Source organism: Cellulomonas sp. McL0606 (genome assembly GCF_058248365.1).
Map to the genome: position 1 here is coordinate 1,233,493 of NZ_CM177779.1, position 14,454 is coordinate 1,247,946.

At 74.0% G+C, this 14,454-nt stretch carries 9 protein-coding genes and 2 pseudogenes; 5 read left to right on the plus strand and 6 right to left on the minus strand.

Annotated features, from left to right (window positions below; translation table 11 throughout):
• Nucleotides 1-9: 9 nt before the first annotated feature.
• The 4 genes and pseudogenes from AC38ZX_RS06205 to AC38ZX_RS06220 all read left to right on the plus strand — a co-directional run bounded on the left by AC38ZX_RS06205 (nt 10) and on the right by AC38ZX_RS06220 (nt 4,021).
• Nucleotides 10-1,179, plus strand: a complete 1,170-nt coding sequence (locus AC38ZX_RS06205) for an acyl-CoA dehydrogenase family protein (RefSeq protein ID WP_491297318.1) — start codon at nt 10-12, stop codon at nt 1,177-1,179.
• A pseudogene (locus AC38ZX_RS06210) lies at nt 1,176-1,651 on the plus strand (MaoC family dehydratase). Before AC38ZX_RS06205 ends, AC38ZX_RS06210 begins: the two are co-directional and overlap by 4 nt.
• An 11-nt stretch (nt 1,652-1,662) precedes the next feature.
• Nucleotides 1,663-2,457, plus strand: a complete 795-nt coding sequence (locus AC38ZX_RS06215) for an HpcH/HpaI aldolase/citrate lyase family protein (protein WP_491297319.1) — start codon at nt 1,663-1,665, stop codon at nt 2,455-2,457.
• Between the two features lie 139 nt (nt 2,458-2,596).
• Nucleotides 2,597-4,021 carry a glycoside hydrolase family 18 protein gene (locus AC38ZX_RS06220; RefSeq protein ID WP_491296723.1) on the plus strand — a complete coding sequence of 475 codons (1,425 nt, stop codon included), beginning with the start codon at nt 2,597-2,599 and terminating at the stop codon, nt 4,019-4,021.
• Between the two features lie 77 nt (nt 4,022-4,098).
• On the opposite strand, the gene AC38ZX_RS06225 is transcribed toward AC38ZX_RS06220, so the two are convergent.
• Nucleotides 4,099-4,839 carry a hypothetical protein gene (locus AC38ZX_RS06225; protein ID WP_426594996.1) on the minus strand — a complete coding sequence of 247 codons (741 nt, stop codon included), beginning with the start codon at nt 4,837-4,839 and terminating at the stop codon, nt 4,099-4,101.
• 603 nt (nt 4,840-5,442) lie between these two features.
• On the opposite strand from AC38ZX_RS06225, the gene AC38ZX_RS06230 reads away from it, so the two are divergent.
• The gene (locus tag AC38ZX_RS06230) at nt 5,443-6,102 is read left to right on the plus strand and encodes a hypothetical protein (protein WP_491296725.1); all 660 of its coding nucleotides are present in this window, start codon (nt 5,443-5,445) and stop codon (nt 6,100-6,102) included.
• Nucleotides 6,103-6,146: 44 nt separating this feature from the next.
• Here AC38ZX_RS06230 and recD read toward each other — a convergent pair whose 3' ends face one another.
• The 5 genes and pseudogenes from recD to AC38ZX_RS06255 all read right to left on the minus strand — a co-directional run bounded on the left by recD (nt 6,147) and on the right by AC38ZX_RS06255 (nt 14,444).
• Complete coding sequence (gene recD, locus AC38ZX_RS06235; protein ID WP_491296726.1) at nt 6,147-7,883, minus strand: exodeoxyribonuclease V subunit alpha; 1,737 nt, start codon at nt 7,881-7,883, stop codon at nt 6,147-6,149.
• A complete protein-coding gene (locus AC38ZX_RS06240; protein ID WP_491296727.1) occupies nt 7,880-8,674 on the minus strand; it encodes a PD-(D/E)XK nuclease family protein in 795 nt (264 codons plus the stop codon). The genes recD and AC38ZX_RS06240 overlap by 4 nt, the downstream gene beginning before the upstream one ends.
• Nucleotides 8,675-9,173: 499 nt before the next feature.
• A pseudogene (locus AC38ZX_RS06245) lies at nt 9,174-11,174 on the minus strand (UvrD-helicase domain-containing protein); the annotation flags it as partial.
• On the minus strand, nt 11,171-12,373 hold the full coding sequence (locus AC38ZX_RS06250) for a hypothetical protein (RefSeq protein WP_491296728.1): 1,203 nt from the start codon (nt 12,371-12,373) through the stop codon (nt 11,171-11,173). The pseudogene AC38ZX_RS06245 and the gene AC38ZX_RS06250, both read right to left, overlap by 4 nt.
• The gene (locus AC38ZX_RS06255) at nt 12,306-14,444 is read right to left on the minus strand and encodes an exodeoxyribonuclease V subunit gamma (protein WP_491296729.1); all 2,139 of its coding nucleotides are present in this window, start codon (nt 14,442-14,444) and stop codon (nt 12,306-12,308) included. Before AC38ZX_RS06255 ends, AC38ZX_RS06250 begins: the two co-directional genes overlap by 68 nt.
• Nucleotides 14,445-14,454: the final 10 nt, after the last annotated feature.

A 14,454-nucleotide genomic window follows, 5' to 3' on the forward strand; every position in this document is an offset into this window, starting at 1 on the left:
GCTTACGGACTGACCCCCGAGCAGCAGCGCCTGAGCGACGAGGTGCGCGACTTCGCCGACACGGTCGTCGCCCCCGCCGCCTACACGTACGACACGCTGCGCGAGCTGCCCTACGAGATCATCGGCCAGATGGGGGAGATGGGGCTGTTCGGCCTGCCCTTCCCGGAGCAGTACGGCGGCCGCGGCCGGACCTACGTCGACCTCTGCCTCGCGGTGGAGCAGCTGGCCCGCGTCGACCAGTCCATCGCGGTCACGCTCGAGGCGGGCGTCGGCCTCGGGGCGATGCCGGTGTTCCGCGACGGGACGGAGGCCCAGAAGCAGGAGTGGCTGCCGATGCTCACGCAGGGCCGCGCGCTGGCGGCCTTCGGGCTGACGGAGGCCGAGGCGGGCTCGGACGCGGCCGGCACCCGGACCACGGCGGTTCTCGACGACGGCCAGTGGGTCATCAACGGCACCAAGCAGTTCATCACCAACTCGGGCACCAGGATCACGCGGTTGGTGACGATCACGGCGGTGACCGGCGAGAGCGTCCGGCCGGACGGCTCGGCGAAGAAGGAGCTGACGGCGATCCTGGTGCCCAGCGGGACGCCCGGCTTCACGGTCCTGCCGCCCTACGACAAGGTCGGCTGGCACACGTCGGACACCCACCCGCTGCTCTTCGAGGACGTGCGCGTACCGGCGGAGAACCTGCTGGGTGAGCGCGGCCGCGGGTTCGCCTCGTTCATCCGGACCCTCGACGAGGGTCGCGTCGCGTTCGCCGCGCTGTGCACCGGTGCGGCGCAGGGCTGCCTCGAGGAGGCCACGCGCTACGCCAAGAAGCGCAACGTGTTCGGCCACCCCATCGCGGAGTTCCAGCACATCGCGTTCACGATCGCCCGGATGGAGGCCCGCGTGCACTCCGCGCGCCTGGCCTGGTACGACGCCGCAAGCCGGCTGGTCGCGGGTCGGCCGTTCAAGCTCGAGGCCAGCCTGGCCAAGCTGATCGGCAGTGAGGCGGCGATGGACAACGCGCGCGACGCGGCGCAGATCTTCGGCGGCAACGGCGTCCTGAACAAGAACCCGGTGGCCCGCCACTACCGCGACTCGAAGATCCTCGAGATCGGGGAGGGGACGACGGAGGTCCAGCTCATGGTGATCGCGCGCGAGCTGGGGCTGGCCGGGGCGGGCGCTCCGCGATGACGCGGGAGGTCGAGCAGCGGGGCCTCTACTACGAGGAGCGAGCTGGGCACCCGGTACCTGCACCGACCCGGGCGCACCCTGACCGAGGCGGACAACGTCCTGTTCAGCACGTTGACCATGAACGGCCAGCCGCTGCACCTCGACGCCGCCTGGTCCGCCGGACAGCCGTTCGGGCAGCGGCTGGTGAACTCGATGATGACCCTGGCCGTCCTGGTCGGCAAGCTCGGTCGGGCAGCTGACGCAGGGCACGATCGTCGCCAACCTCGGTCTCACCGACGTGCGCTTCGGGCACCCGCTGTTCCACGGTGACACGCTCTATGCGTCCACGGTCGTGCTGGACAAGCGGCTCTCACGGTCGCGGCCTGGGCAGGGCGTGGTGACGCTCGAGCACACGGGCCGGAACCAGGACGAGGTCGTCGTCGCGACTGCGACCCGGACCGTCCTGTTCTGGTGCCGGGACGCCGCGCCGTGACCGGCTTCGCGATGGCGCCGGCGCTGCTCTTCTGCCCCGCCGACCGGCCCGATCGCTACGCCAAGGCCGCGGCCCGGGCGGACGCCGTGATCCTCGACCTGGAGGATGCGGTCAACCCCGACGCCAAGGAGGCTGCGCGCGCGGCGCTCTGCACAACGCTGCTGGACCCGGCGCGCACGATCGTCCGGATCAACCCTGCGGGCACCGACGACCTCTGCGCCGACCTGCGGGCGCTCATGGCGACGCCGTACCGGACCGTGATGCTGGCCAAGACCTCGTCGGCCGACGACGTCCGGCCGCTGGCCCGCTACGACGTCGTGGCCCTCGTCGAGACCGCGGCCGGGGTGGTCGACGTCGCGTCGATCGCCGCCGAACCGAACGTCGTCGGCCTGATGTGGGGAGCCGAGGACCTCGTCGCGTCGCTCGGCGGCATCTCGAGCCGGGGACCGTCGGGGGCGTACCGAGCGGTCGCCTCGCACGCCCGGTCCGCGGTCCTGCTCGCGGCGCGCGCGTACGGCAAGGCGGCCGTCGACGCGGTGCACCTGGACATCGGCGACGTCGACGGTCTAGCGGCCGAGGCGCTCGACGCCGCGGCCAGCGGATTCACCGCCACGGCGTGCATCCATCCGTCGCAGGTCGACGTGGTCCGCGCCGCGTACGCGCCGCAGCCGGCCGAGGTCGCGTGGGCGCGCGGGGTGCTCGCCGCGGCCGTGGGCGAGCACGGCGCGTTCCGCCTGGACGGGCGGCTGGTCGACGGCCCGGTGCTCAAGCACGCGGAGGAGGTGCTGCGGCGCGCGGGGTCCTGAGCGCTCGGCGCATCGGGTGTCGGACGAACCGGACTCTTGACGCGGATCGGACATCGGGCCATAGGGTGGGGGTATTCCTATTTGGTAGGAGTACTTACAAATCCACGGTCCGACTTCCACAGTGTCAGGGAGAGCCCCCATGCGTCGTTCCCGCCGGTTGTCCGTGTCTGCCGCCCTCGCGCTCGGCGCGAGCGCGGTGCTCCTCGCGCCCCTGCCCGCGCAGGCCGCAGCGCCGTCTCCGGACGCGCCCAGCAAGGTGGTGTCGGCCTACTTCGCCGACTGGGACGTCTACGGCCGCGGCTATGACGTCAAGGACATCCCGGCCACCCAGCTGAACGTCATCCAGTACGCGTTCGGCGTCCCCACGTACGACCCGACCACCGGCACCGCGAGCTGCGGGATCCTCGATCCGTGGGCCGACTACCAGCAGGTCTACTGGACGGGTGACAACACCGTCGACGGCGTCGCGGACGACCCGAACAACCTGGACCAGCACCTGTTCGGCAACTTCAACCAGCTGCAGAAGCTGAAGGCCGCGAACCCGGGTCTCAAGGTCGAGATCTCCCTCGGCGGCTGGACCAAGTCGACGTGGTTCTCCACCCTGGCGTCCACCCCGCAGCTGCGGCAGTCGTTCGTCGCGTCGTGCATCGACACGTTCATCAAGGGCAACCTGCCCGGCGGCGGCTGGCCCGCGGGCGCCGGTGGTGCGGGAGCGGCGGCCGGCCTGTTCGACGGCATCGACCTCGACTGGGAGTACCCGACCCAGGTGGCCGGCGGGAACAACGACGTCGGTCCCGCCGACCGGCACAACGCCACGCTGCTGGCCGCCGAGTTCCGCAAGCAGCTCGACGCGTACGGCACCACGACCGGCAAGCACTATCTGCTCACCGCGGCGCTCCCGGCGGCCACCAGCTCGACCAAGTACTACGAGCTGAAGGACTTCTCGAAGTACCTCGACTGGGACAACGTGATGACGTACGACTTCAACGTGGCCAGCGGCCCGAAGGCGTCGCCCAACACCCTGTTCACGTACGACCCGCGCGACCCCAACGCCTCCAACCTGACCTGGAACACGACCGGCACCGTCGCCTACTACCTGCTCAACGGCGTGCCGGCCAGCAAGATCGTCGTCGGGGTGCCGTTCTACGGCCAGCAGTACCTGCGCACGGGTTCGGCCAACCACGGCCTGTACACGGCCTTCGACAACACCGGTCTGGACCCGAACGCGCTCGACGCCGACCTCGCGCCTCAGCCGACCTATCACGCACTGGTCGACCAGGGCGGCTACGTCGATGCGGCGGGCGTCACCGGCGGTGCCGGATACACGGTCAACTGGGACCTCTTGGCGGGCGAGCCGTACCTGTCCAACCCGGCCGCGCCCCACAACCTCACGACCGGGGCGGCCACCGTCCCGACCGTGATCGCCTTCTCCAGCCCGCGGTCGATCGGTGAGCGCACCAAGCTCATCAAGGCCCTGCACCTGCGCGGTGCGATGGCCTGGGAGATCAGCCAGGACTCCGACAGCCACACGCTGATCGGCGCCCTGGCGCCGGTGCTGCAGTAGGCCGGGGGCGGAGCGGCGACCTGCTTGTGCGGTCGCCGCTCCGCACTCCCGTGCTCGGCCCGGCCGCCGCGGGGCCGTCAGTCCATGCGAGCCAGGTCGCTGTTCGTGATCCAGCCGACGACGGTCCCGTCCGCTTTGCCGTTCTCGGTCACGAACAGGTCCTTCGCGCCGACGACGGATCGGAGCGCCGTCCGGGCGTCGGCGATCGTGGCCGTCGGCAGCACCGTCCCGAACGAGGTGACGGCGGTGTTCAGGTCGGGCGACTGCGCGCACAGCGCCTGCATGGTGTCCACGGTGGCGAGCGCGGCGGCCGTCACGCCCTTGACCTGGGCGTACTTGTCGATGTCCGGCTCGTGCACCACGAACAGCGCCTTCTTGTCCGCCGAGAAGATGGGGACCCTGCTCATCCCGGCCGACTTCATCCCGTCGAACAGGCCCTTGAGCTCGAGCGCCTGCGCCGCGGTGACGTCCGCGACGGACTGCTGCGGGCGGATCTGGTCGACGCGGATCATCACCTTGGCCACGCGCGTCTCGTCCGTGAGGCCCTGACCGGCCCGGATGGCAGTGAGCGTCGTCTCGGCGGCCGCCTGGAGGTTGTCGCGGGAGAAGTAGAAAGCGAGCACCGCGCCCACCCAGGTGCCGATCAGCGGGAGCACCGAGGAGAAGATGAGCCGTGCCATCTCGGCCCGGTCCTTGGCCGCCGCGGAGGTCAGCGCGACGGCCGAGATGGCGACGATCCCGACGATGCCGGCGCCGACGATGGTCAGCGCGATCCAGGTGCGGGCCTTGTTGGTGTCCTTGGTGCCCGTCTTTGCCACCGGTGGTCCCCTCGCGGTGCGGATCGTCCCGCCTAGACGCTACCGAGGCGCACAGGTGGCGTACAGGTCGAGCATGAGATCTCCTCCCGGACCGGCGCCTTGATGTATCGGACGCCGGACTCGCGGCTCCTCACCTCGACAGGAGCTGCAGCCTGGACGACCGGCCGCGGTTCACGTGACTCGGGAGCGTGCGGGATGTCGAATCCGACAGGGACACCGGTCAGCGCGAAGAACCCGACCGCAGCCCAGGCTGCGGCGGACGGCCGGACGAGAAGCAGGGGTCGTGCCGTCGCGGCGCCGCCGCGACCGCAGCCGCAGCAGCAGCCGGCGGAGCCGTTCCGGGGGATCGCCTCGTGGCAGGCCAAGCCGGAGATGCGACGACGAGACTGGTGTGCCGCATCGAGGAGCTGGCCGGCGGGATCCCCGACGACGCCGCGCACATGCTCCGGAGGAATCTTGACGACGTCGACCGCCTGCTGATCGGGAGCGGCAGCTGACTCGGGCAGGGGGCCCGAGCGGGCACAGGGTCCGCGCGAGTGGTTCACGGGCGCCCGGATCGAGGCCGTCTGGCAGACGCTGCACGGGGTCGACCGGGCGCTGGTGATGTACCGGTCGCGCCAGGACCTCGAGGGGAGCCTCGACGGGATCATCGCCGAGGCGGAGCAGTACCTGCCCAAGGACAACCGGCTGCTCGTCCAGGCGGTGGGGTGGTCGCGGACTCCGCCCAAGGACCTCGATCAGCTCCGCGGCGGCATGCGGGACCTGCTCGGACAGTCCCACGAAGCGTCCGACGCGTTCTACGAGGCCGCACGGCGGCTCCGCAACGGGATGCTCGGGATCACGGCCTGGACGGTCGCGGCGATCGTCGCGCTGGTGGTCCTGCAGTCGATGGTGTCGACCATCGCGCTCGTGCCGGCGCCGGACGGGTTCACCGGTGCGCCGTGGGTCCTGCTCTCGTTCGTCATGCTCGCCGGGGCGCTCGGCGCGTTCGTCACCGCGGTCCCGACGACGATCCGTGCCCGATCCGGTGGGCTCCCGTACCGCCTGCCGATCCAGCAGCGGCTGCTGAAGCTGGCGATCGGTCCGCTGCTCGCGGTCGTCGGGGTGATGCTCGTGGCGGGCGGTCTCGTCGCGACGATGAAGACGGGCGGCCTGGCACAGCTGCTCGCCCTGGCGGTGGTCTTCGGCTCCGCCCAGCAGGCGATCACGACCTTCGCGGACAAGAGCGCGGGCGCGCTCCTGGAGTCGAAGGACGCGACGTAGCCGACGCGACGCCGTGAACGGTCGGGCGCCAGCCGGGCCATGCGTCAGCGCGGTTCGCGCAGGCCGCTGGCTCGTCTGACCGGCCGTTCCACGGCGGCGCGGATCGCCGCCTCGGTGCCGATCACCCGGACGTGCTCGCGGGCGCGGGTGACCGCGGTGTACAGGAGCTCGCGGGTGAGCAGGGGCGACGACGACGGGGGCAGCAGCAGCGTCACGCGGGCGAACTGGCTGCCCTGGCCGCGGTGGACGGTCATCGCGTGGACCGGCTGGACCGTCGGCAGCTGGTAGGGGCGGACCAGGCGCGGGTCGTCGGGGTCGCCGAACGCCACCGCGACGCCCGGGCCGTCGGCGACGACCACGCCGGTGTCGCCGTTGAACAGGCCGATCGCGCGGTTGTTCTCCGTGATGAGCAGCGGACGGCCGAGCGGCCATGCGTCGGTGGTCGGCCCACCCGTGGCCGCGGCGACCCACGACTCGGCGGTCGCGGCCCAGTGGGCGACCCCGAACGGGCCCTCCCGGTGGGCCAGCAGCAGTCGGTGCACACCGAGGGCGCGCAGGGCGTCCGGGGCGTTCCCGGCGCGTGCCGCACCCGTCAGGGCCAGACCCGTCGTCTCGATCTCGGAGCGCAGCGCCGCGACGTCGGACGACGTCAGCCGGTCGTCGGACGCGGGGGAAACCCACTCGCTGTGCGGGTCGGCCGAGCGCAGGAGGTCGAGCGTCGCGTCCGCGTCGCCCGTGCGGATCGCCTCGGCCAGCGACGCCAGCTCGGCGCCGTAGCGGTGCGCGCGGGTGAGGCGCACGACCCCGCGGGGCAGGGCGGCGACGAGATCACCCAGCACTGCGCCGGCCTCGACGCTGGCCAGCTGGTCGGGGTCGCCGACGAGGACGAGCCGGGCGGCCGGGCGCAGGGCGTCGGTCAGGCGCGCCATGAGGGGCAGCGAGACCATCGACGACTCGTCGACGACGACCACGTCGTGCGGCAGGCGGTGCAGCTGGTCGTGCGCGAAGCGGGTGGTCGAGTCGCGCCGACGGCCGAGCAGCCGGTGGATCGTCATCGCATCCAGCGTCCCGACCGCCGCGCGGTCCGCAGCGGTGAGCCGCTGGACCTCGGCGTGCACCGACTCCTGCAGGCGCGCGGCCGCCTTGCCGGTCGGGGCGGCCAGCGCGACCCGCAGACCCGGGCCCGCGGCGGACTGCAGGGCCGCGACCAGACGCGCCACGGTCGTGGTCTTGCCGGTGCCCGGCCCGCCCGTCAGGACCGTCAGGCGGGAGGTCGCCGCGGTCTGCAGCGCCGCCCGCTGGGCGTCGTCGGCCGGGTCGGGGAACAGGCGGGCTTCCGCCGCGCCGAGGGCCGCGAGGTCGGCCGTCGCCGGTCCCGCGTCGCTGATGGCCCTCCGGACGGTCTGTTCGTCGCGCCAGTAGCGGTCGAGGTAGACGCGACCGTCCACCCAGCGCAGCGGGCGGTCCGGCGGACCGTCCGGGCCGTCGGCAACCAGCGGGCTGCGGCGCAGGGCCGCGTGCCAGGCGTCGAGGGGCAGCGCGTCCTGCTCGACGTCGGCGAGCACGACGCACACCGATCCGCCGCGGACCGCCGAGACCGCCAGCGCGGCGGCGAGCAGGACGCGCTCGTCGGGCTCGCCGCCGATGACCCCGAGGCGGCGGGCGACGTGCACGTCGGCCGCCTCGAGGACCCCGGCGCTCACGAAGGGCGCCAGTTGGCCGGTCACGCGCCACGGGACGGTGGGGGCGGCGCCGTCGTCGTCAACGAACGAGACGGTCATGGGCGGGCTCCGGCCAGCAGGTCCGAGAGGGCGACGACGAGCGGCGCGGGCGGTCGCCAGGAGACGACCCCGAACGGGACACCGTCCGGTGACGCCGGCGTCGTGGGCCCGGCCATGCCGCGCAGGAACAGGTAGAGGCCGCCGCCGAGGTGTTCGGCCGGGTCGTACGCCGGCAGCCGCCAGCGCAGGTAGCGGTGCAGCGCGGCCGAGTACAGGAGGAGCTGCAGCGGGTAGTGGGCGTCCGTCATCGCGGCCAGGGTCGCCTCGGGGCGGTAGTGCCACATGCTCAGCGGCTCGTCGAACGCGCCGAGGCGGTTGGTCTTGTAGTCCACGACGAGGTAGCGGTGACTCGCCGCGGCGGGCACCCGCAGGACCGCGTCGATCGACCCGGTGAGGTAGCCGCGCAGTGCCGAGCCGGTCAGGCCGTCGAGCCGGTCGGCGTAGGGCGCGAACGGGTCGTCGGGGGCCAGGTGCGCGCGCAGCAGGGTGGCCACGTCGCGGATCGTGCGGGACGACGACGGGCCGCGGGTGTCGCCACCGGCCAGCGGCAGCTCGAACTCGAGCTCGGCGAGGCGGTCACCGGGGGCGAAGTCGGCGAGGGCCCGGCTGAGCGCCAGCGGGCCGAGCGGGGTGCGCATGGCGGGCAGCAGGGCGTCGGCCAGGTCGGGTGCGCCGGTGCTCGCGCACTGCAGGGCCACCTCGGCCGCGAGGTCCGGGGCCGCGGTGTCGACCAGCTCGAGCACCCGGTGCGTGACGGTGCCGAACAACGCGCCCGCCGGGAGGTCGGCCATGGGGGACGCGAACGCGCGCAAGGCCGCCTCGGCGCGCGGGTCGTGCGACGCGTCGACCGCAGCGACCGCGAGGTCCGGCTCGTCCTCGACGCCGGGCGCCTCGGGCTCCGACCCGACGCGCCGCTCGTCGTGCGCGGCGGCGGTGAGCGCCGAGTAGGAGGTGCGGCGCCACACGACGTCGGGCCGGCGATCGAGGTGCGCGACGCGCAGGTCGCTCTCGGGCGGCGTGGGCGGTGACCACGGCAGGGCTCGGGCGCCGACGTGACCAGCTCGCCTCGAACGCGTCGCCGGCCAGTGCGCTCAGGGCGGCGGTCGTCTTGGCGTCCGTGGTCGACCGGACCAGCTCGTCTGGCCTGCCGGCGGCGTCCCGACCGCCGAGAAGGAGCCGGGTCAGCGGCGCGCGCACGGAGTTCCGCGACGGCGCCCACCACGCGACCACCTGGCTGGTCGCACGGGTCAGGGCGACGTAGGCCAGCCGCAGACCCTCGCCGGCGTCGGCCGACGCCCCGGCCCTCGCCGCCTCGTCGTACCCCGGGCTGCCCTTGCCGCCGAGGTGCAGGTAGCGCCGGTCGTCGCGGTCGTACCCGACGGTCGACGGGGCGTCCGGCACGAACTGGTCCCACAGGTAGGGGACGAGCACCACGGGGAACTGCAGACCCTTGCTCGCGTGGATCGTGATGACCTGCACGGCCGCGGCGTCGGTCTCCAGGCGCCGGCTGCGCTCCTCGGTGTAGTCGCTGCCCGCCTCCTCGACCCGGCCGCGCAACCACTCGAGCAGCGCCGCCGGGCCGAGACCGTCCTGGGTGGCCGCGACGTGCAGGGCCTCGCCGACGTGCCGGACGTCCGTGAGCCGGCGCTCGCCGTCGGCAACCCGTACGAGCCGTTCGCGCAGACCCGTTGCGGCGGTGGCCTCCAGCAGGGAGGCCACGCCGTGGTCATCGAGCACGCGCGACCACGCCCGCAGTCGCGCGGTGAGCTGGTCGCGCTGCTCGTCGGAGGCTTCGGCGAGCTCCGTCGCCGTCCAGCCGACGAACGGGGTGAGCGCCGCCGCCGAGACGAACCCCGGCACCCCGGGGCGGGCCAGCGCGGAGAGCAGGATGAGCCAGTCGCGTGCCGAAGGGGTGTCGAAGACGCTGGACAGCATCGAGATCACCGCCGGCACCCCCGCCGCCGTGAGCGCGCGCTGCACCGCGACGGCGTGGGCGTTGACGCGCGTCAGGACGGCCACGTCGCCGGGCTGGACGGGACGCCAGCCGTCGCCGTCGGCGATCTGCTCGTCGCGGAGCGTGCGCAGGACCTGGGCCGCGACGTCGGCGTGCACGAGGTGGCGGACGCGGGCCACCGGTGGGGTCTTCGCGTCGTCGGGTGCCTTGAGGGCGGCACGCGTGACCTGCCGGACGCGCACCGCTGGGCCGCCGCGCAGCCGCCGGCCGGTGCGCGCCGGCTCGATCGGGCGGACCGTGATGCGCGGGTCGCCGAGCGACGTGCCAGACAGGATCCGTGCCAGCCCGTCCAGCACGGCCGGGTCGGCACGCCAGTTCCGGTGCAGCGTCTGGGTGGCCGCGTCGGCCCGGGCGCGCAGATAGGTGGCCACGTCGGCGCCGCGGAACCGGTAGATCGCCTGCTTCGGGTCCCCGATCAGCACCAGCGTGCGGTGCTGGTGGAACGCGGTGCGCAGGATGTCCCACTGCACCGGGTCCGTGTCCTGGAACTCGTCGACCATGACGACGCGGTACCGGGACCGGACCCGCTCGGCCGCGACGGGGTTCTCGGTCAGGGCGTCGCGCAGCAGGACCAGCAGGTCGTCGTAGTCGAGCACGTGCTGCGCACGCTTGCGCCGGAGCAGCTCGGCGCGCGCGGCGACCGCGAGACCGTAGGCGTCCCGGGCGCGAGAGCCCGGTGCCGCGTCCGCGGGTTCGAGGGTCGCCGCCGAGTCGCTGATCGCCTCGTGCGCGATCGCCCGCGCATCCGTGACGGACAGGGCCGGCTCCGCGGCGTCCTTGTACTTGCGCAGGTAGAGGTCGTCGACGACCTCCGCCTCCAGGTCGGCGATGTCCGGCACCAGCCGCGCGTCCGGCTCGACGTCGCCGATGGTGCCCAGCGACGCGAGCATCTGCTGGCAGAAGCCGTGCGTCGTCGTGATGGTCGCGGCGTCGAACTCGGCGAGCGCGACCGTGAGTCGGGCGGCGCGTGCGACCCGGTCGGCCCGGGCCAGCAGCGCGATGACCGGGTCGTCGTCCGGCAGGTCGCCCGTCCGCAGCGCGCGCTCGACCTCGACCAGGCGGTCGCGGACGCGCTCGCGCAGCTCCGAGGTGGCCAGCCTGCCGAACGTGACCAGCAGCAGCTCGGGCAGGCGGGCGACGCCCTCGGCCACGTAGCGCACCGCGAGCGAGGCGATCGTCGTGGTCTTGCCGGTGCCCGCGCTGGCCTCGAGCACCACGGTGCCCTGGGGGAGCGGACCGCAGACGTCGAACGGGGCCAGCACGCCGGGGTCGCTCATGCGAAGGCCACCTCCTCGTGCGCGACGAGGTCCGCCCAGAGCGCCACGGACAGCGCGCCGAACTCGCCGGCGGGGAGCCGGTCGAACGTGAACGGGTCGCCGAACGCGAGCAGGAGGTAGGGGTCGACGGACTCGAACCCGCCGCGCCCGGCGACCGCGTCCGCGGCCGTGCCCAGCTCCGTGCGGGCTGCCTCGAGCGCGTCCTGCTCGTCGGCCCGCCCGACCCGCTGGTGGGCGTACACGTAGCTGGTGCCCAACGGCAGGGGCAGCGGCCGGCTGAGTGCCTGGTCGCGCAGGGCCACCAGGCCGGCGAGCATGGCAACCGCCTCGTCCGGTGGCGGCGCTTTGAGCATCGCGACGCGCGACGTGATCCCCTGGCCGCGGCCGATCGTCGCCGCGGTGCAGGTCCGGTCGGGGAACGCCGCCGCCAGCGCGAGCAGCTGCACCCATGCCCGCAGACGGTGCTTGGGTGCGAGGCGCGAGAACACCGTGCGGACCAGGACGTCGGCGCGCAGCCCGTTCACCGTGCCCGTCACCACCCGGCCGTCGGGCAGCGGCACCGTGACGTCCACGCTCGTGGCGGGCTCGACGAGGTAGGGAGCCGACGCCGCGAGCAGCGGCTCGACCTGCGCCTGGATCGCTTGCAGGACCGCCCCGCCGAGCATGGCGGGGGGCATGTGGCCCCGACGTCGCTCGGCGGCCGCCGCGTCGGCCAGCGGCACACCGCCGAGCACGGCCTGCAGCAACCGGTCCCCGATGGGCCACCGCTCCAGCCCGTCGAGCGCGAGCGGCAGGCGGTCGTCGAGCTGGGCCTCGTCGCCGGGCAGGCTCGCACCGAGCCGGGTGCGCACGAACGCGCGCACCGGGTGCTCGAGCGTGGCCGCGAGGCCGTCCAGGTCGATCGTGTCGCCGGTGGGCGGGGCGAGGGTGGTCGCGACGAAGGGCCGCGCTGCGTCCCGAGCACCGCGCCCCGCCCTGGCGGCCGTGAGGTCCAGGACGTCGAAGCTGAACGCCTCGGGCCGCCCGAGCGCACCGGCGACGAAGTTGCGCTCGTCGACGGTCTGCAACGGGTGGCGCACCACGCGGGACCGGGCATCGCCCGCGACGGCGGCGTCGAGCGCGTCCAGGAACTCACCGACCGGCACGGCCGGCGGACGCGCCGCGCCGGTGCGCTCGTCGGCCCCCGAGTACACGACCACCAGGTGCTCCTGAGCGCTGGTGACCGCGTCGAGGAAGAAGCTGGCGGTCCTCCTGTCGGGCGTCCCGCTCACCGACCAGCGGGTCGCGCGCCAGGATGTCGTCGCCGTCGCGACCCGATCCGCGGGGAAAGGCGCCGTCGTCCATGCCGAGCAGCGCCACCACCCGGTGCGGGACGGCACGCATCGGGGCGAGCGAGCAGACGGTCAGCGCCCCGGTGCGGAAACCGGACCGGGTGGGCCGGCCGACGGCTTGCGGTTCCAGCAGCGCGACGACGTCGGGCAGCCGCAGCACGGAGTCGCCGGCGGCCACCCGCGCCCGGGTGAGCGCACGGGCCGCCTCCACCCGCTGCCAGCGGTCGGTCGCCGACACGTCGGTGAGCAGGACCACGGCGCGGTCCAACGTGTCGAACCAGTGGCCCGCGGGGTGCGCGCCGGCGAGGCCGGCCAGGGTGCCGCTCAGCCGGTCGACGACTTCCGCGAGCCGCCCGACCAGGTCGACGTCGGTGGAGCCCACGTCGTCGACGGGGAGCACGGTGCCGACGAACCGCTGGTCCTCCTCGGCCATCGCGACCCCGAGCAGGAGCCGGTCGAGGGCGGTCGCCCAGGTGCCCTGCGGGAGGGAGCCGAGCTGGTAGCGCTCGCGGCGGGACACGTCCTCGCCCCAGTGGACGCCCGACTCGATCGCCCAGCTCCGGATCCGGTCGAGCGCCTCGGCGTCGAACCCGAACCTCCGGCGCACGGGCGCCTGACCCGCGAGGTCGACCACCGCGGACGCGCCCACCCGCGAGTCGGCGAGCTCGAGCAGCGTGGCGACGACGGCCAGGACGGGGTTCGCGCGCGCGGGTGCCCGGTCGGCGATCCGGACGCGCAGCGTTCGGCCCGGATGCTCCGGGGCGTCGTCGTCGGTGCCGGCGGCGGGCCCGAACGCCGCCTCGACGAGCGGTGCGAACGCCTCGACGTCGGGGCACATCACGATGACGTCCCGCGGTTCGAGGGTCGGGTCGTCCGCCAGCAGCCCGACGACCACCTCGCGCAGCACCTCGACCTGGCGCGAGCGGCCGTGGCAGGCATGCACCTGGACGCTGCGGTCGTCCCGCTGCTCGCGCGGGCCGTCCGTGCGGTCGTCGGCGATCCGGCGCTGGAGCGCGCCGAGCACGGTGTCCGGCCGCGCCCTCGAGGCGACGACCGTGACCTGCGGCCGCAGCGCCAGCAGCCGAGTCCCGAGCTCGACCGCGTCGCCCGCCATGGACGCGAGCATCGGGTGGTGCGCGGGGGTGATCAGCGACGACCGACGCGGTCCCACCGGCCGCAGGCGATCCCAGAGCGCGAGCGAGGGCTGCGGCAGCCACAGGTGGACCTCGCGGTGCGCCGCGAGCGCGTCCAGCACCCGGAGGTGACCGTCGGGCAGGGCCGTCGCCCCGAACACCGAGACGCGCGCGGGCAGGTCGACGCCCGACGGGTCCGCACGCAACCGGTCCACGACGTCGTCGAGCCGCTCGGCCGGGGCCGGCACGCCGACCGCCTCGCGCACCCGCCGCCACACACCCGCCTGCCAGCCGAGGTCGTCGGGCAGCGCCACGCCGAGGCCGTCCTCGTCGCGACCCAGGGCCCAGTCCCGCAGCATGGCCGGCCGTTGCGTGTCGTAGGAGCCGAACAGCCGGGCGAGCCGGTGGGCCAGCCGGAACCGGCGGCTGCGACGGACCTCGTCGGACGCGTCGCCGAGGTACCGCCGGACGGTGACCAGCCAGTCGTCGTCCAGGTGCGCGTCGATCGAGTCCAGGACGTGCCAGGGCAGCCGCTCGGGGCTCCACGGGTCGTCGGCGGCGGACCCGAGGGCGTCGGCGACCAACCGGGCCGGCGAGGGGAAGAGCACGTTCGCGCAGATGCCGTCTCCCGACAGCGTGCCGAGACGGTGCGAGAGCCGCTGCGCGACCCAGCGCTCCACGCCGCGGGTGGGCACCGCGACGACGTCCGGCGTGAACGGATCGGCCGGTGCCGCGGCGAGCACGCCGGCCAGGGCCTCGACGAGCACGTCGGTGCGCTCGGCCACATGCACCCGCAGACCCGTCACGTCCGGCACT

Bases quoted from the DNA above. Each gene is read 5' to 3' on its own strand.
- AC38ZX_RS06215 (WP_491297319.1), top strand. From the start codon at position 1,663: ATGGCGCCGGCGCTGCTCTTCTGCCCCGCCGACCGGCCCGATCGCTAC.
- recD (WP_491296726.1), bottom strand. From the start codon at position 7,883: ATGACCGTCTCGTTCGTTGACGACGACGGCGCCGCCCCCACCGTCCCG.
- AC38ZX_RS06230 (WP_491296725.1), top strand. From the start codon at position 5,443: ATGTACCGGTCGCGCCAGGACCTCGAGGGGAGCCTCGACGGGATCATC.
- AC38ZX_RS06240 (WP_491296727.1), bottom strand. From the start codon at position 8,674: ATGGCCGACCTCCCGGCGGGCGCGTTGTTCGGCACCGTCACGCACCGG.
- AC38ZX_RS06220 (WP_491296723.1), top strand. From the start codon at position 2,597: ATGCGTCGTTCCCGCCGGTTGTCCGTGTCTGCCGCCCTCGCGCTCGGC.